At 64.3% G+C, this 21,408-nt stretch carries 22 protein-coding genes, 1 tRNA gene and 1 pseudogene; 12 read left to right on the forward strand and 12 right to left on the reverse strand.

Annotation, left to right across the window (positions count from 1 at the left end; translation table 11 throughout):
• Nucleotides 1–186 precede the first annotated feature (186 nt).
• From DPV74_RS27870 to DPV74_RS27895, 6 genes are all read right to left on the reverse strand, one after another.
• Nucleotides 187–843, reverse strand: coding sequence for a TerD family protein (locus tag DPV74_RS27870; RefSeq protein WP_021163605.1), 657 nt, complete (start codon nt 841–843; stop codon nt 187–189).
• Between the two features lie 101 nt (nt 844–944).
• Entirely contained in the window at nt 945–1,961 is a 1,017-nt protein-coding gene (locus DPV74_RS27875) for a DUF475 domain-containing protein (protein WP_027786911.1), read from the reverse strand.
• Nucleotides 1,962–2,007: 46 nt separating this feature from the next.
• Nucleotides 2,008–2,754 (reverse strand): VWA domain-containing protein, encoded by a 747-nt coding sequence (locus DPV74_RS27880; RefSeq protein WP_027786910.1) that lies wholly within the window; start codon nt 2,752–2,754, stop codon nt 2,008–2,010.
• A 20-nt stretch (nt 2,755–2,774) separates the two neighbouring features.
• Nucleotides 2,775–3,866, reverse strand: coding sequence for a toxic anion resistance protein (locus DPV74_RS27885; protein ID WP_119338355.1), 1,092 nt, complete (start codon nt 3,864–3,866; stop codon nt 2,775–2,777).
• 353 nt (nt 3,867–4,219) lie between these two features.
• The gene (locus DPV74_RS27890) at nt 4,220–4,636 is read right to left on the reverse strand and encodes a hypothetical protein (protein WP_119338356.1); all 417 of its coding nucleotides are present in this window, start codon (nt 4,634–4,636) and stop codon (nt 4,220–4,222) included.
• A gap of 45 nt (nt 4,637–4,681) precedes the next feature.
• Nucleotides 4,682–5,311, reverse strand: coding sequence for a LysE family translocator (locus DPV74_RS27895; RefSeq protein ID WP_119338357.1), 630 nt, complete (start codon nt 5,309–5,311; stop codon nt 4,682–4,684).
• Between the two features lie 155 nt (nt 5,312–5,466).
• On the opposite strand from DPV74_RS27895, the pseudogene DPV74_RS27900 reads away from it, so the two are divergent.
• Both DPV74_RS27900 and DPV74_RS27905 read left to right on the forward strand, forming a co-directional pair.
• A pseudogene (locus DPV74_RS27900) lies at nt 5,467–5,655 on the forward strand (hypothetical protein); the annotation flags it as partial.
• Nucleotides 5,656–5,712: 57 nt separating this feature from the next.
• Nucleotides 5,713–5,803 (forward strand) — tRNA-Ser (locus DPV74_RS27905).
• A 533-nt stretch (nt 5,804–6,336) separates the two neighbouring features.
• On the opposite strand, the gene DPV74_RS27910 is transcribed toward DPV74_RS27905, so the two are convergent.
• Both DPV74_RS27910 and DPV74_RS27915 read right to left on the reverse strand, forming a co-directional pair.
• A complete protein-coding gene (locus tag DPV74_RS27910; protein ID WP_119338358.1) occupies nt 6,337–6,528 on the reverse strand; it encodes a PAAR domain-containing protein in 192 nt (63 codons plus the stop codon).
• Between the two features lie 9 nt (nt 6,529–6,537).
• Nucleotides 6,538–6,894 carry a lysozyme inhibitor LprI family protein gene (locus DPV74_RS27915; protein ID WP_119338359.1) on the reverse strand — a complete coding sequence of 119 codons (357 nt, stop codon included), beginning with the start codon at nt 6,892–6,894 and terminating at the stop codon, nt 6,538–6,540.
• 385 nt (nt 6,895–7,279) lie between these two features.
• Between DPV74_RS27915 and DPV74_RS27920 the strand changes: the two genes are divergently transcribed.
• On the forward strand, nt 7,280–7,933 hold the full coding sequence (locus DPV74_RS27920; RefSeq protein ID WP_240440030.1) for a hypothetical protein: 654 nt from the start codon (nt 7,280–7,282) through the stop codon (nt 7,931–7,933).
• A gap of 63 nt (nt 7,934–7,996) precedes the next feature.
• On the opposite strand, the gene DPV74_RS27925 is transcribed toward DPV74_RS27920, so the two are convergent.
• The 3 genes from DPV74_RS27925 to acs all read right to left on the reverse strand — a co-directional run bounded on the left by DPV74_RS27925 (nt 7,997) and on the right by acs (nt 12,426).
• The gene (locus DPV74_RS27925; protein WP_119338361.1) at nt 7,997–10,012 is read right to left on the reverse strand and encodes a sodium:solute symporter family protein; all 2,016 of its coding nucleotides are present in this window, start codon (nt 10,010–10,012) and stop codon (nt 7,997–7,999) included.
• Between the two features lie 3 nt (nt 10,013–10,015).
• Nucleotides 10,016–10,360: a DUF4212 domain-containing protein gene (locus DPV74_RS27930; RefSeq protein ID WP_021163615.1), complete on the reverse strand. Its 345-nt coding sequence runs from the start codon at nt 10,358–10,360 to the stop codon at nt 10,016–10,018.
• An 83-nt stretch (nt 10,361–10,443) separates the two neighbouring features.
• Entirely contained in the window at nt 10,444–12,426 is a 1,983-nt protein-coding gene (acs, locus tag DPV74_RS27935; protein WP_119338362.1) for an acetate--CoA ligase, read from the reverse strand.
• Between the two features lie 316 nt (nt 12,427–12,742).
• Here acs and DPV74_RS27940 point away from each other — a divergent pair, with 316 nt between their 5' ends.
• The 9 genes from DPV74_RS27940 to DPV74_RS27980 all read left to right on the forward strand — a co-directional run bounded on the left by DPV74_RS27940 (nt 12,743) and on the right by DPV74_RS27980 (nt 20,046).
• Nucleotides 12,743–13,639, forward strand: coding sequence for a DMT family transporter (locus tag DPV74_RS27940; RefSeq protein ID WP_027786899.1), 897 nt, complete (start codon nt 12,743–12,745; stop codon nt 13,637–13,639).
• A gap of 113 nt (nt 13,640–13,752) precedes the next feature.
• The gene (locus DPV74_RS27945) at nt 13,753–14,370 is read left to right on the forward strand and encodes a TIGR00645 family protein (protein WP_091926106.1); all 618 of its coding nucleotides are present in this window, start codon (nt 13,753–13,755) and stop codon (nt 14,368–14,370) included.
• 34 nt (nt 14,371–14,404) lie between these two features.
• On the forward strand, nt 14,405–15,928 hold the full coding sequence (locus tag DPV74_RS27950) for a fumarate hydratase (RefSeq protein WP_006478316.1): 1,524 nt from the start codon (nt 14,405–14,407) through the stop codon (nt 15,926–15,928).
• Nucleotides 15,929–16,122: 194 nt separating this feature from the next.
• Nucleotides 16,123–16,599: a bacterioferritin gene (gene bfr, locus DPV74_RS27955; protein ID WP_059535536.1), complete on the forward strand. Its 477-nt coding sequence runs from the start codon at nt 16,123–16,125 to the stop codon at nt 16,597–16,599.
• Between the two features lie 39 nt (nt 16,600–16,638).
• A complete protein-coding gene (gene murI / locus DPV74_RS27960; protein WP_119338363.1) occupies nt 16,639–17,499 on the forward strand; it encodes a glutamate racemase in 861 nt (286 codons plus the stop codon).
• A 151-nt stretch (nt 17,500–17,650) separates the two neighbouring features.
• Nucleotides 17,651–17,887: a bacterioferritin-associated ferredoxin gene (locus DPV74_RS27965; RefSeq protein WP_011352654.1), complete on the forward strand. Its 237-nt coding sequence runs from the start codon at nt 17,651–17,653 to the stop codon at nt 17,885–17,887.
• Nucleotides 17,888–18,104: 217 nt separating this feature from the next.
• Nucleotides 18,105–18,836 (forward strand): energy transducer TonB, encoded by a 732-nt coding sequence (locus DPV74_RS27970; RefSeq protein ID WP_027786896.1) that lies wholly within the window; start codon nt 18,105–18,107, stop codon nt 18,834–18,836.
• 36 nt (nt 18,837–18,872) lie between these two features.
• Nucleotides 18,873–19,604, forward strand: coding sequence for a MotA/TolQ/ExbB proton channel family protein (locus tag DPV74_RS27975; protein ID WP_027786895.1), 732 nt, complete (start codon nt 18,873–18,875; stop codon nt 19,602–19,604).
• A gap of 13 nt (nt 19,605–19,617) precedes the next feature.
• Nucleotides 19,618–20,046, forward strand: a complete 429-nt coding sequence (locus tag DPV74_RS27980) for a biopolymer transporter ExbD (RefSeq protein WP_021163407.1) — start codon at nt 19,618–19,620, stop codon at nt 20,044–20,046.
• A 384-nt stretch (nt 20,047–20,430) separates the two neighbouring features.
• On the opposite strand, the gene DPV74_RS27985 is transcribed toward DPV74_RS27980, so the two are convergent.
• Nucleotides 20,431–21,405, reverse strand: coding sequence for a LysR family transcriptional regulator (locus DPV74_RS27985; protein WP_021163408.1), 975 nt, complete (start codon nt 21,403–21,405; stop codon nt 20,431–20,433).
• Nucleotides 21,406–21,408 lie beyond the last annotated feature (3 nt).

Below are 21,408 nucleotides of genomic sequence, written 5' to 3' on the forward strand. Positions count from 1 at the left end.
TGCCGGCCGCTCGGGCGCGCGCGCGCCCTGCGTCGTCGCGGCCGCAGGCGGCGCGTCGAACGCAAGACGCCCGGGCGTGCGCTCGGGCGTCGTATCGAACTCGAGCCGCTTCGGCTCGTCGGACGGATTCGTCATCGCTGCTTCCTGCCCGGCGCGGCGGTGTCCCGCCGGCCGGACTGCCGCCAGTCAGACCGCGCCGCCGTACGCGCGCACGAAGTCGCCCAGGCCGCGGTTGTAGCCGGCGCCGACCGCCTTGAACATGAAGTGGCCGTCGCGGCGATAGAAGCTGCCCACCTGCACCGACGTCTCCATCGAGAAGTCTTCCTCGAGCGCGTACTTCGCGATCACCGCGCCCGACACCTCGTCGGCGATCTGGATGTAGCTGTTGCGCACCTGGCCGAAATTCTGGCGACGCGCTTCGGCCTGGTCGATCGTCACGACCACCGAAATTTCCTCGATGTCCGCGGCGAGCTTCGTCACGTCGATGAAGATCACTTCGTCGTCGCCGCCGCCGCTGCCCGTGCGGTTGTCGCCGCTGTGCACGACACCCAGGCACTTCGACGCGGGCATCCCGCGCTTCGGGAAATCGTCGCCCGGCTGGATGAAGGTTTCCTTGCGCTCCATCGTGCGCACTTCGCTGTTGTAGAACACGAAATGCTGATCCGAGATCAGCTTCGGATTGCTCTGCGCGTCGTACTTGCACAGGAACACCGACACGTCGAGATCGAAATCCGTGCCCGTGTCCGTCGCGTTCGCGTCCCAACCGAGACCGATGCGGAATTTCTGCGTGCCGGGCGCTTCCTTCGACAGGTTGACGCGACCGCCTTTCGACAAATTGATCATCTGAACCTCTTCTGCTGGAACCGCCGTTGCGCCGGCGGCAATGCCGGGCCGCCCTGCGCGGCCCCCTCGTTGATGGTTTGCGTGCCGCGCGCGGCGCGTGCTTATTCGCCGGCCACCGCGGTGCGGTCTTCCTTGCGCTGCACGACGATCGACGACCACACGGCCGCGGCGATCATCGCCGCGCCGACCAGGCCCGTGATGACCTCGGGCACTTCGAACTTCACGCCGAGGAACATGATCGTTGCGAGCGCACCGATCGCCCAGAACGCGCCGTGCTCGAGATAGCGATATTGCGCGAGCGTGCCCTTCTTCAGCAGCACGAGCGTCATCTCCCGGATATAGGCCGCGCCGACGCCGAGGCCGAGCGCGATCAGGAAGATGTTGTTCGACAGCGCGAATGCGCCGATCACGCCGTCGAAGCTGAACGACGAATCGAGCACCTCGAGATACATGAAACCCGCGACGCCTTCGCGCACCACGCGCGTGCCCGTCTCCTCGCCGCCGATCAGGTCGCCGATACCGTGCGCGATCACGAAGCTGATCACGCCGAACGCGCCCGCGAGCAGGAAGGCGACCTGTTCCGCCGACGGCACGTAGAACGACGCGACGATCACGATCGCGAGCGTCAGCGCCACTTCCAGCGCGGTGATGCGGCCGAGATGGCGCATCGGGCCTTCGAGGAAGCCGATCCAGTGCTCGTCCTTCTCGGTGTCGAGCATGAACTTGAAGAACACCATCAGCAGGAACGCGCCGCCGAACGCCGACACCTGGTGATGCGCGGAAGTCAGGATCGCCGCGTACTTCTCCGGCGACTCGATCGCGAGCGTCAGCGCATCCCACATGCCGATGTGGCCGATCACCGCGACGATCAGCAGCGGGAACACGAGCCGCATGCCGAACACGGCGACCGGCAGGCCGAACACCATGAAGCGGTTGCGCCACTTCTCCGACCAGTTCTTGAGCACGGAGGCGTTGACGACCGCGTTGTCGAGCGACAACGAGATTTCGAGCACGCACAGGACCGCGACGATCAGCATGTCTTTCACGCCGCCGAGGAAATACGCGGCGACCAGTGCGAGCGCCGTGAGCGACAGCGGGATCTTGAAGTCTTTCAACATGATGTGGAGTTTCGAGTTTCGGGAAAAAATGACGTGCGGGCCGCGCTTACTTCGCGCGCACCCAGTCGCAGAATTCCTGCGTGATCAACTGTTCGTAGATCTGTTCGTCGCTGATGTCGAGCGATTCGAGATGCAGGAAGCCGACGTTCGGCATCTCTTCCGCGATTTCCGCGAGGAAGCCGAATTCGCTCGGGTCGCCGACGCCGACGAGCGACCAGTACAGCGGGTAGTGCTGCGACTCGGCCAGCAGCTGGCGCACGCGCTTGCGATCGTTCTTCGGGTTCTGCCCGTCGGTGACGAACAGCACCCATGCGGGCAGATGGCCGTTGACCGGCGCGGAAGCCGCTGGTGCCGGCGTCTCGTCCGCGCCGCCGAACAGCCGGCTCAGGAAGCCGCGCTTCTCTTCGCGTTGCGGCGACGGCTGAGGCGCGCGGAAGAAGAAGTCGACGATGTCGTTCATCACCGGCGCGTACTGCGTGCCGCCCCATTTGTCGATCCGCGCTTCGAGCACGTGGTCGGAAATGTACGAGCCGTAGTTGTCCGGCGTCGCGGTCGGCAGCCGGTTGTAGCCTTCGGTGAAGGTCCACGTGTCGACTTCGCCGTTGTCGTCGAACTTCAGTGCGATGCCGAGGATCCGGTCGTGCGTCTCCTGGATCACGCCCGACTGGTAGAGCGGCTTCGCGGAGCCGGAGATGTCGAGCGCCGCGCCGACGCGCACGACGGGCGGCTTCAGGATCTGGCGTTTTTCGAGGACGATCGCGACCTTCGCCGCGCGTTTCTCAAGCGTAATCATGCGGTGTTCTCTCAGTTCTCTCAGTTGTGCTTCGGAGCGAATCGGGTGATCAGGTCCTGTTCGAGCTGGCGCAGGCGCGGCGCGTCCTGCTCGCGCTGGCGCTTGCCGTCGGCGATGATCTGCGTGATGTCGTCGAATGCGCCGAACAGCTGCTGCTGCGCGTATTCGAACGTGTCGGTCGAGATCACCGGGCGCTGGCCGAGCTTCGCGACTTCCTGCGCGTTCTGGCGGTTCAGGTCGGCCTGCGCGCGGATCGCCTCGTCGGCCGCGTCGTACGTCGCGTTCGCGAGTGCCGCCGCGCGCTTCGTGCTGAGCTGCTCGAGGTAGAGCGCGAACGCATTGGTCCACGCGGGGATCAGCACGGTCTTGATCGTCATGAACTTCGACGTCAGCGTGCGTTTCTGGTCCTGCTCCATGCGGATCTGCGGCGCGAGCTGCTTCGACATCAGCATCGCGCGGTCGAGGTCGTCGAGCTTGCTTTCGAGCGCGTCGACCTTGCGCTTCACGTCGAGCAGGCGTTGTGCGGCGAACGCGTCGTCCGCCGGCTGCTGGCCGGCCGCGAGATGCGCACGCAGCGTCGCGAGCGCCGTTTCGCCGTGCGCCTTCGACTGCGCGAGCTCCTGGTGCAGCGCGTAGTTGTCGTTGTACATCCGCTCGAGCTCGTCGATACCGGCCTTCTGGCGCCGCGCATGGCTCTCGAGCTCGACGACGAGCGTGTCCATCCGCTTGCTCACCGATTCGTATTGCGACAGCAGCTTCTCCTTGGTCGAGCGAAACAGCCGCGTGACCTGCGTGAGCAGCCCGCCCTTGTCGGCGCCGCGCGGATCGAGCCCCTTCGCGGTCGCGATCAGTTCGTTGAGCTTGTCACCGAACTGGTCGGCATCCGACGCACGGACGCTCGCGAGAATCTGCTGGGAAAAAGCGGCGATCCGCGTGCCCTGCGTCGCGCCGAGCTGGTCGATCTCGTCGACGGTGATCAGGCGGACATTCTCCGCCGGGCGCGCGGCCGACACAGTGACGGCGGCGGCAGGCACGGCGGCGGGTGACGAAGACGGGGTGGAAGGACGATCGCTGACCGCATCGGAGTTCTTGTCATCGAATAGCGGCTTCATGTGGCTACCACGTTTCCTTTTCTGCTTTCTGCTGCGTGTTGTCGTGCGCGCGTGGCGCGCATCCGCGATTGCCGCCGTGCTCTCTCACGGGCGGCAGACGGACAATAAATGGCCCGAGCGCCTTGCGTCAAGGGAAGGAATTCTTTCAATTTCCATTCATTTTGTAAGGTGGCGAACGAACGTCATGCAGGAGCGCCGCCACTCCTGCCGCGATGCGGGCTGGCCACGCGAGATTCGGACGCGCCGAAACTTACATGTCGGATCAATGCGAAAGAGAAATGAAACCGCCTGTCTGAGCGGGTTTCAGACGGCGCACACACGTGGCCAAGCCCCTCGCGGGCATCGATCGCGCATTACCGATCCCGCACGCGAATCATCCCGAGCCTGGGCAGGATGAACGGCACCGATCGGTCACGAATCGTAAAATCCCATCGTCCGTCGATGTCCACGAACGTCGCGCTGAAATGCCGGTCATCGGCCCACGCGAGGTCGTCCAGATGGCACGACGCATACATCGCGCCGACCGTGCGCCGCGCGATTTCCGTCAATGGATCCTTCGACACGAGCGTGAACGTGACGGCCTCCTCGAACAGGCAGTCGTAGTCGGTGACGAGCAGATAAGCGGCAGGCGTCTCGAACTGGCGAAGCAGTACGTAACCGGAAACCGTGAGGCCGGAGCGCTCGCCGTTCACGAGCACGGCGGTACGCGACGGCCACGTTTCGTACGGACCGTCGTGCGTTTCGAGCGCGAAACGCTCGATCGGCTTCATCGCCGGGCCGGTTGGCCGAGATCGTGTGCCGGAAGCATCGGCGCGTCAGTTCGCGGCCTTGCGGTACAACGCGACATATCCCGCGAGGATCAGCAGCAGCGACCCGCTGACGCGGTTCAGCCACTTCTCGCCGGCCGCTTTCCACACGCGCACCGAGTGCACGCCGAGCAGCGCGTAGCCGGTCATCCCGACGACGTCGATCGCGACGATCGTCGCTGCGAGGATCGCGTACTGCGGCGCGATCGCGTGCGACCGGTCGACGAACTGCGGCAGCAGCGCGGACATGAACAGGTAATACTTCGGGTTGCTCATTGCGACGAAAAAGCTTTTCAGGAATGCGGTCCGTCGATCGGGCGTCGCCTGATCGACTGCCCGCGCGGCAGCACGACCGCCGGACGAGAGCAGCATCCGCACACCGACATAGGCAAGCCACGCGGCACCGGCCAGCTTCAGCGTGACGAACGCCGTTTCCGATGCTTCGAGCAGCATCCCGAGACCGAACCCGACCAGCGCGACCATCACGACATCGGCGGTAACGGCGCCGAGCATGCCGACCAGTGCGTGACGCAATCCGTACCGTGAGCCGTTGCTCATCGCGAGCAACACCGTCGGGCCGGGCGTCGCGACGCCGACGGAAAGGATCAGGGCAAAAGCGAGCAAGGCGGACAACGACATGGCGTGGCGTTCCTTCTGAAGGGAGCTTGCGAACGGGATGGCGTCGCCGTCTTCAGCCACGCGGGCCGCTGCCGGCACGCGCGAATCATGACGACGCATTCGAACGGCCGATGATCGCATGTTCGCCCCGAGGTCCGCTCGGCGGTTGCGTGACGTCGATCCCAGCGGGGGACCGCTACGATCTCGGTGCGTGTTGTGCGACGGAACTGTTCGGCAGGAAAACGACGTTCCGCGCAACCGTGCGAAATGTCGCGAACAAGTCGTACTGGTCGTCGACGACCGGCGGGCACCTGACACAGGGCGAGCCGCGGTCGGTGTGGCAGTCGAAGACGACGGATTTTTGACGATTGCGGAAGGGAGTGGCGGGCCGCTGCCAGAGTTTGCTATACTCTTGGTCTTCCGGAGAGATGGATGAGTGGTTTAAGTCGCACGCCTGGAAAGCGTGTATAGGTTAATCGCCTATCGGGGGTTCGAATCCCCCTCTCTCCGCCAGGATGATGTCAAAAAACCCCGTAAAGTCAATGACTTACGGGGTTTTTTGTTTTTCGGCTCACAAGCCGACCATCAAGCGTCAATTCCTCGACTTGCTAAGAGCGTTGCAAGGACTCTTCAGTCGCCCGTTGCGCGCGAGACTCGGCGATATGTGGCACTAGTCAAGCCGATGCGGGGACGTGCATCCCGATCTTCCGATTCAGCTGGCTCCCAGCACAGAGGGGCGGTGTTGTCTGCCACACCTTTTCCATTGCCCTGAGTGATGCTCAATTGTTCGCGATCGAAGAAGTGCGGACAGGCGGAAACGTCGAGCTGAGGTTGAATCCCGTAGCAGCAAGATTCTCTGCTCAATACGGTCAGCTAGTCATCACGGACTTAATTCCTTGTACGGTGAACCTTAGCGACTGGCGCGAATCTTGAAAGAGCTCGGGCACGGCGATGTAATCGTGCTCGGCGTTCACCTTCCCATTGGGGAGAAGGCGGTCCCGCTGCGCTCAGCAATCGAGTTTCTCCACCAAGCCAATAGGCATCTCTTAAACAGCACCGTCCGTCATAGACGAATCACCTTCTTCGATAAGGTTGGGTGACGCCTCGGCGTGCTGAAGACACGACACACGATCGCCTTTGCGTGCGACATACCGGCCGTCGAATCGAATTGACGTAGAAGCAGTTTCGACTTTGATCCGTGGCCGGGTGTCGTCTCCGATACGAATTAAATTCATCACGTCAGGCTACTATTTCCCGAGAAGAGTCCTTAAATAATCAACCCGCTGTTTTGTTATCGTGACAAGGCAATCTTTTGTGATTAGACCGGAGCCGGCGCCTTGGGATTGCGACGCCTCGGCTGCAATATAGCCGAGGCACTGCTTGTCCCGGTAATTGAGCCAAGCCTTCTGAGATTGCTCAAATTCATTCTTGTACTGTGTGGCAGAGTAAAGTTTTTGATAAATTAAATTGAGTTCTTTTTTTGATTTATCCAGGGCTTGGTTGGTGCAAGACAAGTCGTCGTATACGTTCCCGCTATTGGCACATGCATCAGCAAAAGAGGTTATGGGTAAAATGAAAAATACAAGCGGTATGATTTTTTTCATGGCGTCATTAAAAATGATTTATTACATGATTTAGGAATTATTATAATAAAAGATCGCGCCAAAAATTCCGAGAAATATTTACCGACTTGACTCAAGCTGATGCTGAGTCTGGAAGATCGTGCGGAAATTTCTCGATTAACTCGTTGCCGCTGGCGTGAACCGTGATCTGCTCTAGGAATCCTGGACACAAACGAGTGTTAGTGTGTCGGCGGCAATTTTCCCGTTAGGAACGGGAGGTTGGCGATGAGACGCAAACAATGCTCGACGGAGCAGATCGTGGCCGCGCTCACGCGTACCGTTGCCGGCACGCCCGCTCGTCCGGTCCGCTGCGTCGTCTGAACCGAGCACCCATCGCACATCGAACCCCGCACCCCGCTCGCTAAAGATGTGTATTCTTCTGACGATATCCGAGGTTTCAGCTCCGCGAGTCAGATCCATGCGATTCAATCCAGGGTTCGCCATGACGATTGTCGCTTCGACGATGCTGTCAGCTTGCGCAACGGCATTTTCGCCGCCGTCGATCACCACCACCGTCGCGGTGACCTCTCCCCCGCCGGTCGACAAGGCGCTGCGCGACGGCGGATCGTCCACCGACCTGTCGGTCATCGGTCAGCCTGCATCCCCGTTTCGCACGCTGCTTTCCGTTCGCGAGTGCGCTGCCGGCAAATGCGCGGCGGGAATCGCCATGCCGACGCTCGCGGTCACGGTTCAACGCGTGTCCGAAGGACAGGCGGCGATACGCTTCTCGGTCAGCGGAGAGATCGGCAGCAGCCAGACGCTGAAATCGCAAACCGGGAACGCCGCGTCGGAAGTGACGATGTCGATCCCGTCGAGCGCGACACCGATCAACGATCGCTTTGCCGTTGACCGGGTCGCGACGATCAAGGTCGGCGAGTTTCGCCACGTCGCGCTGCCGCATGGCATCCGTGCGTATGTGTGCGTCGCGATACCGAACGCCAAGGGCATGACGGACGGAAGCTGCGAGTTCAGCCGGGTACAGACGACCAAGGGCGCCGAGCTCGGCATTTCCGCGCTCTGACCCGCCTGTCACGGCGCCGGCACTGGCTGCCCAGGCACGCGAGCATGCCGAACGACACCCGCGTCACGGATGCCGGATGTAATCCACCAGCGCCCGCGTATAGTCATCCGGCTTTCGATCGAACAGACTCACGACGATCGCCACCGCGAACCCCGCCGGCACCCCGAACACCCCCGAACTGATCGACTCGATCCCGAACCACGTGCGCCCCGCGAATCCCGTCAGCTGCGTGAAGTACGGATAAGTCGACACGATGTAGTACACGCACACCGCGAGCCCGGTCACCATCCCGGCGATCGCACCGCGCGTCGTCGTGCGCTTCCAGAACACGCCGAGCACCAGCACCGGAAAGAAGCTCGAGGCCGCCAGCGAGAACGCGGCGCCGACGAGAAACAGGATCTTCCCCGTATTGAGCGACGCGACATACGACGCGAACAGGGCGACGCCGAGCAGCAGCACCTTCGAGATCGTCACGCGCCGCTGGCTCGATGCGTCGGGCGCGACCATGCAGTAGTAGACGTCGTGCGACAGCGCGTTCGCGATCGTCAGCAGCAGCCCGTCCGCGGTCGACAGCGCCGCGGCAAGCGCACCGGCCGCGATCAGTCCCGACACGACGTACGGCAGCCCGGCAATCTCCGGCGCGGCCAGCACGACCATGTCCGGCTGCATCTGGATTTCCGACCAGTGCACGATGCCATCGCGAATCACCTCGACGACGCTGATCAGGTCGGGCTCGAAGTGATGCCATTGCGTGACCCACGCCGGCAATTCGGCGAACGGCCGCCCGACGAGGTTCGCGAGGATCTCGTACTTGATCAGCACCGCGAGCACCGGCACGCTGAGGTAGAACAGCGCGATGAAGAACAGGGTCCACCCGACCGAGCGCCGCGCCGACGCGACCGACGTGGTCGTGTTGTAACGCGTCAGGATGTGCGGCAGGCTCGCGGTGCCGAGCGACAGGCACAGCAGCAGCGCGAGGAAATTCCGCTCGCGCGGCTTGCGCTCGTCATCGCTCGCGGCGGGAAACGGTTCGTGCATCGGCACGGGCGGCTCGGCACGGGCCAGCAGGTCGTCACGCGCCTGCGTCCACGCGACCCGCGCCGCCGCCGGATCGCGCGGAAAGTCCACCAGCTCGCGCTCGCGCTGGCTGATCTCGCGCAGCGGTCCGTTATGGCGCCGCAGGTCGGCCAACTGGTCGGCGAGATGCCGGCGTGCATCCGCATACGACGAAGGCAGCCGATCGAGCCGCGTCTGGATGTCCGCGGCTTGTCGTCGATATGCGTCGCGCACCTGCTGTTCGTCGGACGCATCGCGCACCTGCGCCTCGCGCGCCGCGACGCGCTCCATCAGCTTGCCGTAGCTGAACTGCGGCACCGGGCCGAGCCCGTTCTTCATCGCGATCAGCGACACCGGAATCAGGATCGCGCTGATCAGGATGATGTACTGCGCGACCTGCGTCCAGGTGACCGCGCGCATCCCGCCGAGAAACGAGCACACGAGAATGCCCGCGAGCCCGCAGAAGATCCCGATCGCGAAATCGACGCCGATGAAGCGCGTCGCGATCAGGCCGATCCCCTGGATCTGCGCGACCAGGTACACGAACGAACACAGGATCGCCGCGCCGGCCGCGAGCGCACGCACGGCCGTGCTCGAAAAGCGCGTACCGAGAAAATCGGGAATCGTGTAGCGCGCGAGCTTGCGCACATACGGCGCAAGCAGGAACGCGACGAGGCAGAACCCGCCCGTCCAGCCCATCACGTACGCGAGCGCGTCGTAGCCGGTCGTATAGAGCGAGCCGGCCAGGCCGATGAACGACGCGGCCGACAGCCAGTCGGCCGCCGTCGCCATCCCGTTGAACGCGGACGGCACGCGCCGCCCGGCCACGTAGTATTCGACGAGATCGGACGTGCGCGACAGCAGCCCGATCACCGCGTACACCGCGATCGGCACGAACAGGAACACGTAGCCGATCCAGACGCCGGAGCCGGTGGCGCGCTCGATCCGCCACATCAGCAGCACGAATCCGAGAAACCCCAGCGTGTAGAGCGCATACGCGCGGATCAGTCGATGCGTCAGCATGAATCAGCGCCCGCCGTTCGGATGGCCGGTACGCGCCGCATGATCGTCGTACGCGCGGCGCAGCGTGCGGTCGGCGCGCTGCATCAGCCCGATATACGCGACGATCAGCACGAGATACACGAGAATCGCGCCCTGCGCACCGACGTAGAACGGCAGGCTGAACCCGGCGAAGCGCACGCTCGCGAGCGCGGGCCCGAAGAACGGCACGATGAACGACACGGCGAAACCGATCGCCATCAGCACCGCGATCAGCGCGACATTGAAGCGCCAGTAGCGTGCGTGGGCACGCGCGAGCGGCTCGGGAACGGGCGGTGGCGCGGCAGGCGCGGATCGGGTCGGAACGGTCATGCCGTTATGTAACAAAAAGCCCCTGCGCGGGCAATCGGGATTGCCGCGCAGGGGCTCGTGCGCGTGATGCGCAACCGGTACGGTCAGCGCACTTCGGCGAGCTGCTCGAGGATGGCCGGGTTCTCGAGCGTGGACGTGTCCTGCGTGATCGCTTCGCCCTTGGCGAGCGAACGCAGCAGGCGCCGCATGATCTTGCCCGAGCGCGTTTTCGGCAGGTTGTCGCCGAAGCGGATGTCCTTCGGCTTCGCGATCGGCCCGATCTGCTTGCCGACCCAGTCGCGCAGCGTCTTCGCGAGCGCCGCGGCCTCCTCGCCTTCCGGACGCGCACGCTTGAGTACCACGAACGCGACCACCGCCTCGCCCGTCGTGTCGTCAGGACGGCCGACCACGGCCGCCTCGGCCACCAGCTCGTGCGAGACCAGCGCCGATTCGATCTCCATCGTGCCGAGCCGGTGGCCCGACACGTTCAGCACGTCGTCGATCCGGCCCATGATCGTGAAGTAGCCGGTGTCCTTGTCGCGCACGGTGCCGTCGCCGGCGAGATAGAGCGTGCCGCCGAGTTCCTCGGGGTAATAGCTCTTCTTGAAGCGTTCCGGGTCGCCCCAGATCGTGCGGATCATCGCCGGCCACGGGCGCTTGACGACGAGAATGCCGCCTTGCCCGTTCGGCACGTCCTGGCCGGTTTCGTCGACCACCGCCGCCATGATGCCCGGCAGCGGCAGCGTGCACGAACCGGGCACGGTCGGCGTCGCGCCCGGCAGCGGCGTGATCATGTGGCCGCCCGTCTCGGTCTGCCACCACGTATCGACGATCGGGCAGCGCGCCTGGCCGACGTGCTTGTGATACCACATCCATGCTTCCGGATTGATCGGCTCGCCGACCGTGCCGATGATGCGCAGGCTCGACAGGTCGTAGCTCTTCGGATGCACCTTGTCGTCGGCTTCGGCGGCCTTGATCAGCGAACGGATCGCGGTCGGCGCGGTGTAGAACACGCTGACCTTGTGGTCGCCGATCATCTTCCAGAAGCGGCCGGCGTCAGGGTAGGTCGGCACGCCCTCGAACACGACCTGCGTGCCGCCGCAGGCGAGCGGGCCGTACGTGATGTACGTGTGGCCGGTAACCCAGCCGATGTCGGCCGTGCACCAGAACACGTCGGTGGGCTTCCAGTCGAAGGTCCACTTCATCGTCTGCGCGGCCCACAGCAGGTAGCCGCCGGTGCTGTGCTGCACGCCCTTCGGCTTGCCGGTCGAGCCCGACGTATACAGGATGAACAGCGGATGCTCGGCGCTCACCCATTCCGGCTCGCAGGTGTCGGATTCGGCAGCCGTCAGTTCGTGCATCCACAGGTCGCGATCGGCATGCCAGTCGATCTTGCCGCCGGTGCGGCGATAGACGATCACGCTCTTCACCGCTTCGCAGCCGCCCAGCGCGAGCGCCTCGTCGGCGATGCTCTTGAGCGGCAGCGTCTTGCCGCCGCGTGCCTGCTCGTCGGCCGTGATCAGCGCCGTCGCGCCGACGTCGACGAGCCGCTCGTTCAGCGACTTCGCGGAGAAACCACCGAACACGACCGAGTGCGTCGCGCCGATGCGCGCGCAGGCCTGCATCGCGACGATGCCTTCGATCGACATCGGGATATAGATGACGACGCGGTCGCCCTTGCCGATGCCGCGCTTCTTCAGCGCATTCGCGAAACGCGACACGCGGGCGAGGAGATCCGCATAGGTGACGCGCGTGACGGTGCCGTCGTCGGCTTCGAAGATCACCGCGACGCGCTCGCCGTTGCCGGCTTCGACGTGACGGTCGAGGCAGTTGTACGACGCGTTGAGCTCGCCGTCGTCGAACCACTTGTAGAACGGCGCGTTGGACTCGTCGAGCACTTTGGTGAACGGCTTGTGCCACGCGAGGCCTTCGCGCGCGAGGCGCGCCCAGAAGCCTTCGTAATCGCGCTCGGCCTCGGCGACGAGCGCCCGATAGGCCGGCATGCCGGAAATGGTCGCCGCCTGCTCGAGCGCCGCGGGCGGCGCAAACTGGCGGGTTTCGTGAAGAACCGATTCAATCGCAGACATCGACTACCCCTTGGTGAACATGAATCCTCTGCATGGCGGCGCGATCGTGCACGCCGCGCGTCTTGGCCGGCGCATGCGCGCCGCTGTCTCCTACCCACCATCCGCGCACGGCCCGAAGGCCGCTGCGCGATGCTGCGCCGCACCACGTCGCACGATGGCGACCGGGCGACCCGACAGTGTCCACAATAAGCGCTCCAACTTACCCGTCACTTACGCGGCACGGCCGTTTCGCCCGCCGGGCGGCGCCGCTTGCAGCTTTACGCTGTAACGAGCGCGACCCTACAATCCTAACTGAACTCGCCTTCCGGATTCCAGCTTGAATCGCTATGCTTTCTTTCTCGTTCTGTCGATGCTGTTCGTCGGCAGCAATGTCGGTATCGGCAAATCGATCGTCGTCTTCGTTCCCGTCGCCATCCTCGCCACCCTGCGCTTCGTGATTGCGATCGCCGTGCTGTGGCCGCTGTTCAGCCCGGTGAAGATGCGCACCGTCAAGCGCGGCGAATGGCTGAACCTGTTCCTGCAGGCGTTCTTCGGCACCTTCATGTTCACGCTGCTGATGCTGAACGGCGTGCAGCGCACGAGCGCGGTCGCGGCCGGCGTGATCACCAGCACGATTCCGGCGATCGTCGCGCTGTTCGCGTGGCTGATCCTGCGTGAAAAACCGAACGGCCGTGCGCTCGTGTCGATCGCGCTCGCGATCGCCGGCGTCGTGACGATCAACCTCGCGAACGGCAGCGCCGCCGGGCACGGCGCATCGTCGTCGCTGACCGGCAACCTGCTGATCCTCGGCGCGGTGTGCTGCGAATCGATCTACGTGATCCTGTCGCGCCGCCTCACGCAGACGCTCGCGCCGATCGACATCTGCGCGTACACGCACCTGTTCGGCCTGTGCCTGATGCTGCCGCTCGGCGCGACGGCCATGTGGCATTTCGATTACGCGAGCGTGCCGGCCGGCACCTGGGCGCTCGTCGTCTGGTACGGCCTGTCGGCCAGCATCTTCTCGTTCTGGCTGTGGATGAAAGGCATCCGGCACGTGCCGGGCAGCCTCGCTGGCGTGTTCAGCGCGGTGCTGCCGGTCGCCGCGGCCGCGTATGGCATCGCGTTCCTCGGCGAGCGGCCGACCCTCGCCCACGGCATTGCGCTCGCGTGCGTCGTCACCGGCATCGTGCTCGCGAGCCTGCGCGTGAAACGCGTGCCCGCCGCCGCGTCCTGATCCGTCCCCGGCTGTGCCGGCGCGTCACTGCAGTCGCGCCGGCCGACGCGTTACAATAGCGCGCCTTTTCAAGATTACCCCCGATACCTGCGCACCGCGCCCGACTCTCCACCATGTCCGCCCCGCATTCGCCCGGCCGCCCCGCCCGTCGCCCGCTTCGCCCGCTTCCCGCGCTGATTTTCATGAGCCGCTGGCTCCAGGTTCCGCTTTACCTCGGCCTGATCGTCGCGCAGGCCGTCTACGTGTTCCTGTTCCTGAAGGAGGTCTGGCACCTGCTGTCGCATGCGACCAGCCTCGACGAAATCAGCGTGATGCTCGCGGTGCTCGGCCTGATCGACGTGGTGATGATCTCGAACCTGCTGATCATGGTGATCGTCGGCGGTTACGAAACGTTCGTGTCGCGCCTCGGCATCGAGGGCCACCCCGACGAGCCCGAATGGCTCGACCACGTGAACGCGGGCGTGCTGAAGGTCAAGCTGTCGATGGCGCTGATCAGCATTTCGTCGATCCACCTGCTGAAGACGTTCATCAACCCCGACCAGCACACGATGCACGCGATCATGTGGCAGGTGATCATCCACGTGTCGTTCCTGGTGTCGGCGCTCGTGATGGCGTGGGTCGACCGCCTGACGACGCACACGCACCCGGCCCATTTCCACGAGACGCACGCGCCGCACGCGAGCGCCGTGCCCGCGTCCCGCAAGCCGGCCGAATCAGCCGCCAACGCATAAACGCATTCCCCACTGTCCCCACAGAGTCTCAGCCATGACCGTCATCAAACAGGAAGACCTGATCCAGAGCATCGCGGATTCGCTGCAGTACATCAGCTACTACCACCCGCTCGACTACATCCAGGCCCTCGGCCGCGCATACGAGCTGGAAGAAAGCCCGGCCGCGAAGGATGCGATCGCGCAGATCCTCACGAACAGCCGCATGTGCGCGGAAGGCAAGCGTCCGATCTGCCAGGACACCGGCATCGTCACGATCTTCGTGAAGGTCGGCATGGACGTGCGCTGGGACGGCGCAACGATGGGCCTCACCGACATGATCAACGAAGGCGTGCGCCGCGGTTACACGCACCCGGACAACGTGCTGCGCGCGTCGATCGTCAATCCGCCGGAAGGCGCCCGCAAGAACACGAAGGACAACACGCCGGCCGTGATCCACTACGAGATCGTGCCGGGCGACAAGGTCGACGTGCAGGTCGCGGCGAAGGGCGGCGGCTCGGAGAACAAGTCGAAGTTCGTGATGCTGAACCCGTCCGACTCGATCGTCGACTGGGTGCTGAAGACGGTCCCGACGATGGGCGCGGGCTGGTGCCCGCCGGGCATGCTCGGGATCGGCATCGGCGGCACCGCCGAGAAGGCGATGCTGATGGCGAAGGAATCGCTGATGGAGCCGATCGACATCCAGGAAATCATCGCGCGCGGCCCGAAGGACTGGGTCGAGGAACTGCGTGTCGAGCTGCACGAGAAGGTCAACGCTCTCGGCATCGGCGCCCAGGGCCTCGGTGGCCTCGCAACGGTGCTCGACGTGAAGATCATGGCGGCACCGACGCACGCGGCATCGAAGCCGGTCGCGCTGATCCCGAACTGCGCGGCCACGCGCCACGCGCACTTCGTGCTCGACGGCTCGGGCCCGGCCAAGCTTGAAGCACCGTCGCTCGATGCCTGGCCGAAGGTCCAGTGGGAACCGAACACGGAAACCAGCAAGCGCGTCGACCTGAACACGCTGACGCCGGAAGAAGTCGCCAGCTGGACGCCGGGCCAGACGCTGCTGCTGTCGGGCAAGATGCTCACCGGCCGCGACGCTGCGCACAAGCGCATCGCCGACATGCTCGCGAAGGGCGAGAAGCTGCCGGTCGACTTCACCAACCGCGTGATCTACTACGTCGGCCCGGTCGATCCGGTGCGCGACGAAGTGGTCGGCCCGGCAGGCCCGACGACGGCCACGCGCATGGACAAGTTCACCGAGACGATGCTCGCGCAAACCGGCCTGATCTCGATGGTCGGCAAGGCCGAGCGCGGCCCGGTCGCGATCGACGCGATCAAGAAGCACAAGGCGGCCTACCTGATGGCCGTCGGCGGCGCCGCATACCTCGTGTCGAAGGCGATCCGCGGCGCGAAGGTGCTCGCATTCGAGGACCTCGGCATGGAAGCGATCTACGAGTTCGACGTGCAGGACATGCCGGTGACGGTCGCCGTCGATTCGTCGGGCACGTCGGTGCACCAGACCGGCCCGAAGGAGTGGCAGGCGAAGATCGGCAAGATCCCGGTCGCAACCGCTTGAGCGCGATCGAATGCAAGGCCGGACGCAAGTCCGGCCTTTTTGCTTCTCGTTCTCATTCCTGCATGCGGCCGATTATTCGAGGCTGATTCTCATTACATGCAAAAGGCAGGCCCGGCAAGGCTTCGAGGCTTGGCTTTTCTCGTACGAGCGATTATCTTTCGGTTTCTGAAGCCCCACTGAACAAGGAACAAGCCATGCAAGGCGACAAGAAAGTCATCGAATATCTGAACGCCCAGTTGAAGAATGAACTCACGGCGATCAACCAGTACTTCCTGCATGCGCGCATGTACAAGCACTGGGGCCTCGAGAAACTCGGCAAGCACGAGTACGACGAGTCGATCGGCGAAATGAAGCACGCCGACTGGCTGATCGAGCGCGTCTTCATGCTCGACGGCCTGCCGAACCTGCAGGACCTGCACAAGCTGCTCATCGGCGAGGAAACCGAAGAGATCCTGAAGTGCGACCTGAAGCTCGAGCAGATCTCGCAGTCCACCTGCAAGGAAGCGATCGCCTATTGCGAATCGGTTCGTGACTACGTGTCGCGCGAGATCTTCGAAAAGATCCTCGACGACACCGAAGAGCACATCGACTGGCTGGAAACGCAGATCGACCTGATCGGCAAGGTCGGCCTGCAGAACTACCAGCAAACGATGATGGGTTCGCCGGAGTAAGCGCGCTCCGCCCTTCCCGCCATCGCCACCCGTCCTTTCATGTCGACACATTCCGTTATCGCCGCGACGTCCACGACCGCTGCCCCCATCGGCATCTTCGATTCAGGGCTGGGTGGCCTGTCGGTACTGCGCGCCGCGCGCGCGCAGCTGCCCGACGAATCGTTCATCTACGTCGCCGATTCGCACCACGCACCTTATGGTCCGCGCGATGAGGCGTTCATTACGGAACGTACGCTGGCAATCGGCGAGTGGCTGGCCCGCGAAGGGGCGAAGGCGCTCGTCATCGCCTGCAACACCGCAACCGCACGCGCGATCGCCGCGATTCGCGAACACCTGCCGATGCCGCTCGTCGGCGTCGAGCCGGGCATCAAGCCGGCCGTCGCCGCGTCCGCGAGCGGCGTCGCGGGCGTCCTCGCCACGCAGTCGACGCTGAACAGCCCGCGCTTCCAGGCGCTGCTCGACCGCTACGGCGCCGGCCGCCGCTTCATCTGCCAGCCCGGCCACGGGCTCGTCGAGGCCATCGAGCGCGGCGACACGAATTCGCCCGCATTGCGCGCGTTGCTCGACAGCTACCTGCAGCCGATGCTCGACGACGGCGCCGATACGCTGGTACTCGGCTGCACGCATTACCCGTTCTTCACGGAAACGATTCGTGACCTTGTGGGCGACCGCCTGACGATCGTCGACACGAGCGACGCAATCGCGCGCCAGCTCGCCCGGATTCTCGACGAGCGCAGCCTGCGTGCGCCGGCCGGCACGCGCGCGGCGCCGCCCCGCTTCTGCTCGACCAGCGACGGCCGCCAGTTGCAGGTACTCGCATCGACGCTGCTCGGCCTCGCCGCACCGGTCGAATCCGTCACCATTTCCTCGCCGAACGCGCGCGCCTGCGCGACCGCCTGACACGAGCCGGCACGCCCGCTTCCGCGTGCCGCTCCACCGCCCCCATCGTTTCAAGGGTCCGATGACCTTAAAAAAAGCCCGACCCGCGCTTGTCAACGTCCGCAAAATTAATGATAATAATTCGCATTAACGTTAGCTATCGCAACTCACCATGATCGTCTGCGTGTGCAAGTCTGTTTCCGATCGCAAGATTCGCGCGTCCCTCGCAGAGGGCGTGAACTCTTTCGATGAACTCCAGTTCGAGCTCGGCGTGGCCACGTGCTGCGGCAAGTGCGAGGAGTCCGTACGCGACCTCATGGCCGAACAAGGCGTCTGCGCGAGCCAGTGCGGTGTCGAGCACCACGCTCATCCGATCCCGGTCACGTTCTACGAACGCAAGGCTGCCTGACCGACGCCGGGTGTGTACATGCGGCCCAGGCCGCATTTTTGTTTTGACCGTCAGCAAGCCACCGTATGCGCGAGCCAGCGGCTTACCTGCCAAGGAGCCTGTCATGGAATTGCTGATCGGATTTGTGACCACCGTTTGCATCTCGCTGCTGATCTTCCGCAAGTGATGCCGATTCACCCGCCGCGCCCCGGGTGCGACATCGTTCTTTCAAGCTAACATGCAGGCTTCGCATTCCACTCCCGCCAGCATCTTGCCGGCTGCACCACGTATGAATCCCCGAGTGATCGTCGCCGCGGTCGGTGTGCTTGCCGCACATGCGATCATGCTGACGGCCGCCTGGCTCCATCGCAACGCGCCGCCGCCGGCGAAGGAGATCGAGGTTCAGTCGATCACCGCACAGCTCATTCCGCCCGCGCCCCCTGCCCAGCCGGTCGCGGTCCAGTCGGCCGCGCAGCAGCCCACGCCCCCCAAGCCCACGCCGCGCGTGAAGCCGAAGGTCGAGCCGAAGCCGGTACAGAAAGCCGTCCCGACGCCTCAGCCGGTCGCGCAGGCACCGTCGCCGACGCCCGCGCCGGCAGTGGTCGATCCGACGCCGGCTCCCGCCGCGCCGGCGCCTGCCGCACCGGCTGCAGCACCCGGTCCGGCGCGCGAGACGATGCAGGTCAGCGCACCGAAGAACGTCACGGCGCTCAGCTGCAATTTCGTGAAGCCCGCCTATCCGACGATGTCGAAGCGTCGCGGCGAAACGGGCACGGCTTATGTTCACTTCATCATCGGCGTGACGGGCAAGATCGAAAGCGTCCAGCTGCAGAAGAGCAGCGGCTACCCGCGTCTCGACGAAGCCGCGCTCGAGGCGACGCGCGCCAGCACCTGTCCGCCGTATATCGAGAACGGCCAGGCGATCCGCGCCGCCCATACGCTGCCCTTCAACTTCACGCTCGACGACTAACCCGTCATATTCGGTAGATTCAAAGGAAACAAGAAAATGCAAAGCTACGGTATCGCGCACGTCTGGGCGCAAGGTGATTTCGTCACGCGCGCCATCGCGATCACGCTGCTCGTGATGTCGGTCCTGTCGTGGATCGTGATCGTCATCAAGGGCTGGAACGTGATCCGCCTGAACCGCCTGACGAAGAACGCCGAGCAGGCGTTCTGGCATTCGGACAACTTCGACGACGGCATCAAGAAGCTCGGGCTCGCCGCCTCGACGCCGAACGACAACCCGTTCCTCGCGCTCGCGCTGTCGGGCAAGGAAGCCGCCGATCACCACCATCAGACGCAACCGCACCTGCACGACCGCATGGACGTGTCGGACTGGGTCACGCGCTGCCTGAAGGACACGATGGACGAAGGCATCTCGCGCATGCAAAGCGGCCTCGCGATCCTCGCGTCGGTCGGCAGCACGGCGCCGTTCGTCGGCCTGTTCGGTACGGTCTGGGGGATCTACCACGCACTGCTCGCGATCGGCGCGTCCGGCCAGACGTCGATCGACCAGGTCGCGGGCCCGGTCGGCGAATCGCTGATCATGACCGCATTCGGCCTGTTCGTCGCGATCCCGGCCGTGCTCGGCTACAACGCACTCACCCGTGCGAACAAGGGCGTCGTCAGCAAGCTGCGCCGCTTCGCGCACGGCCTGCACGCGTATTTCGTGACGGGCGCGAGCCTCGCATCGTCGTCGACGCGCGACGGCCTGCGTCTCGCGACGCGCGCCAGCTGAGACGGGGTGAACCATGGCAATGAACACCGGTTTCAGCGACGATGACGACGATGCAGTGATGAGCGAGATCAACATGACGCCGCTCGTCGACGTCATGCTCGTACTCCTGATCATTTTCCTCGTGACGATCCCGGCGATGCAGCACGCGGTGAAGATCGACCTGCCGCATGCCAGCAGCCAGCCTGTCGACGAGAAACCGCAGACGGTCGACGTCGCGATCCAGGGCGACGGCACGATCCTGTGGGACGACCATACGGTCACGCGCGAACAATTGCAGGAACGCATCGCGGAAGCGGCAAAACGCACGCCGCAGCCGGAGTTGCACCTGCGTGCGGACCGTAAGGTTGCCTACGAACACGTCGCCGAAGTGATGTCGGATGCGCAGGCCGGCGGTTTGACGAAGCTCGGCTTCGTGACCGAGCCGACCGCAAAAGCGAAGTAACGCGCGCGCAATCAGGCGCTCGCCGGCTGTACCTGGCCGGCCGCGCCTAGCCGGCCGCGCACAAAGTAAAAGGCCTTCATCGCCAGATGAAGGCCTTTTTTCATGCGCACGCGGGCGCCTTCGGGCGGCGGGCTCTTTGGCGGTATCGGTTACGCCTCGAGCAACGCAAATGCGACTCTGCCGTGGTCTGCACGGACTGCGCGTTCTGCCCTATCTGGCTCACAATATATGCGGCCACCTGATTTCGCTCAGAACTTCCTTCACGAAATGGGATTTCAATATAGGCTCGCACGCACGCGCATTCAAGGTTCCGGCGATTGAAACTTGCGATTGCAGGCGACGCTTCAATGACAAAACAAATTTGCCTCGCCGTGCACGTCGTGTTCAGGTCGCCGAAACATCGGCCGCCGCTTCCTTCTTCGCGCGCTCCGGACACCCCGGTTCCTTGTAGGCGCCGTGATCGAGCTTCTCGACCAGATAGTCGACAAACGCACGCACCGCAGGCGGCATCCCCTGCCGCGACACGAACACCGCGTACAGTTGCGGCACGGGCAGCGTCCAGCCCGGCATCACCGGCGACAGTTGCCCCGCGCGCAGCGCGTTGCCGTACATCATCTCCGGCAGCGCCGCGATGCCGAGGCCATCGAGCACGGCTTCGCGAATCGTCATCAGGTCGGCCGTCACCAGCCGCGGGTCGTGTTCGTGCACGTGACGCGTACCGTCCGGCGCGATCAGGTTGAACACGTGCCGCCCGTCGACGCTCGGCGTATCGAGTGTTTCGAATCCGCTCAGGTCGTCCGGTACCAGCGGCGGCGCATTCTGGCTCAGCAGGCTCGGCGCACCGACCAGCATCTGCTCGGTGCGCCATAGCGGCCGCACGACGATATTCGCGTTCTGCGGCGGCTCCGAGCGCACACGCAGCGCGACGTCGATCGAATCCTCGAACAGGTCGATCACGCGATTCGTCACGCGGACGTGCACCTTCACCTCGGGATAGCGGCGCAGGAATTCGGGCAGGATGCGCGACAGCATCGTCTGCGACAGCGTCACGGGCACACTGACACGCACCGAGCCGCGCGGCGATGCGCGCAACTGCTGGACCGCGTTCATTGCAGCCTGCGCTTCGGCCAGCATCGCCTGGCAGTGCTGGTAGAACAGCTCCCCCGCCTCGGTCAGCGCGAGCTTGCGTGTGGAGCGCTGCAGCAGGCGCACGCCGAGCGCCGCCTCGAGTTCGGTCAGGCGCCGCGACAGGCGCGATTTCGAGATGCCCAGCACGCGCTCCGCGGCCGAGAAACCGCCATGTTCGACGACCTGCGAAAAGTACATGAGGTCGTTCAGGTTGTGTGCATCGATATTCATCTC

Origin of the sequence: Burkholderia sp. HAN2018 (genome assembly GCF_024704855.1) — a bacterium.
Classification (GTDB): Bacteria; Pseudomonadota; Gammaproteobacteria; order Burkholderiales; family Burkholderiaceae; genus Burkholderia; species Burkholderia cepacia.

Bases quoted from the DNA above. Each gene is read 5' to 3' on its own strand.
- DPV74_RS27870 (WP_021163605.1), bottom strand. From the start codon at position 843: ATGATCAATTTGTCGAAAGGCGGTCGCGTCAACCTGTCGAAGGAAGCG.
- DPV74_RS27875 (WP_027786911.1), bottom strand. From the start codon at position 1,961: ATGTTGAAAGACTTCAAGATCCCGCTGTCGCTCACGGCGCTCGCACTG.
- DPV74_RS27880 (WP_027786910.1), bottom strand. From the start codon at position 2,754: ATGATTACGCTTGAGAAACGCGCGGCGAAGGTCGCGATCGTCCTCGAA.
- DPV74_RS27885 (WP_119338355.1), bottom strand. From the start codon at position 3,866: ATGAAGCCGCTATTCGATGACAAGAACTCCGATGCGGTCAGCGATCGT.
- DPV74_RS27890 (WP_119338356.1), bottom strand. From the start codon at position 4,636: ATGAAGCCGATCGAGCGTTTCGCGCTCGAAACGCACGACGGTCCGTAC.
- DPV74_RS27895 (WP_119338357.1), bottom strand. From the start codon at position 5,311: ATGTCGTTGTCCGCCTTGCTCGCTTTTGCCCTGATCCTTTCCGTCGGC.
- DPV74_RS27915 (WP_119338359.1), bottom strand. From the start codon at position 6,894: ATGAAAAAAATCATACCGCTTGTATTTTTCATTTTACCCATAACCTCT.
- DPV74_RS27920 (WP_240440030.1), top strand. From the start codon at position 7,280: ATGTGTATTCTTCTGACGATATCCGAGGTTTCAGCTCCGCGAGTCAGA.
- DPV74_RS27925 (WP_119338361.1), bottom strand. From the start codon at position 10,012: ATGCTGACGCATCGACTGATCCGCGCGTATGCGCTCTACACGCTGGGG.
- DPV74_RS27930 (WP_021163615.1), bottom strand. From the start codon at position 10,360: ATGACCGTTCCGACCCGATCCGCGCCTGCCGCGCCACCGCCCGTTCCC.
- acs (WP_119338362.1), bottom strand. From the start codon at position 12,426: ATGTCTGCGATTGAATCGGTTCTTCACGAAACCCGCCAGTTTGCGCCG.
- DPV74_RS27945 (WP_091926106.1), top strand. From the start codon at position 13,753: ATGTCCGCCCCGCATTCGCCCGGCCGCCCCGCCCGTCGCCCGCTTCGC.
- DPV74_RS27950 (WP_006478316.1), top strand. From the start codon at position 14,405: ATGACCGTCATCAAACAGGAAGACCTGATCCAGAGCATCGCGGATTCG.
- bfr (WP_059535536.1), top strand. From the start codon at position 16,123: ATGCAAGGCGACAAGAAAGTCATCGAATATCTGAACGCCCAGTTGAAG.
- murI (WP_119338363.1), top strand. From the start codon at position 16,639: ATGTCGACACATTCCGTTATCGCCGCGACGTCCACGACCGCTGCCCCC.
- DPV74_RS27965 (WP_011352654.1), top strand. From the start codon at position 17,651: ATGATCGTCTGCGTGTGCAAGTCTGTTTCCGATCGCAAGATTCGCGCG.
- DPV74_RS27970 (WP_027786896.1), top strand. From the start codon at position 18,105: ATGCAGGCTTCGCATTCCACTCCCGCCAGCATCTTGCCGGCTGCACCA.
- DPV74_RS27975 (WP_027786895.1), top strand. From the start codon at position 18,873: ATGCAAAGCTACGGTATCGCGCACGTCTGGGCGCAAGGTGATTTCGTC.
- DPV74_RS27980 (WP_021163407.1), top strand. From the start codon at position 19,618: ATGGCAATGAACACCGGTTTCAGCGACGATGACGACGATGCAGTGATG.
- DPV74_RS27985 (WP_021163408.1), bottom strand. From the start codon at position 21,405: ATGAATATCGATGCACACAACCTGAACGACCTCATGTACTTTTCGCAG.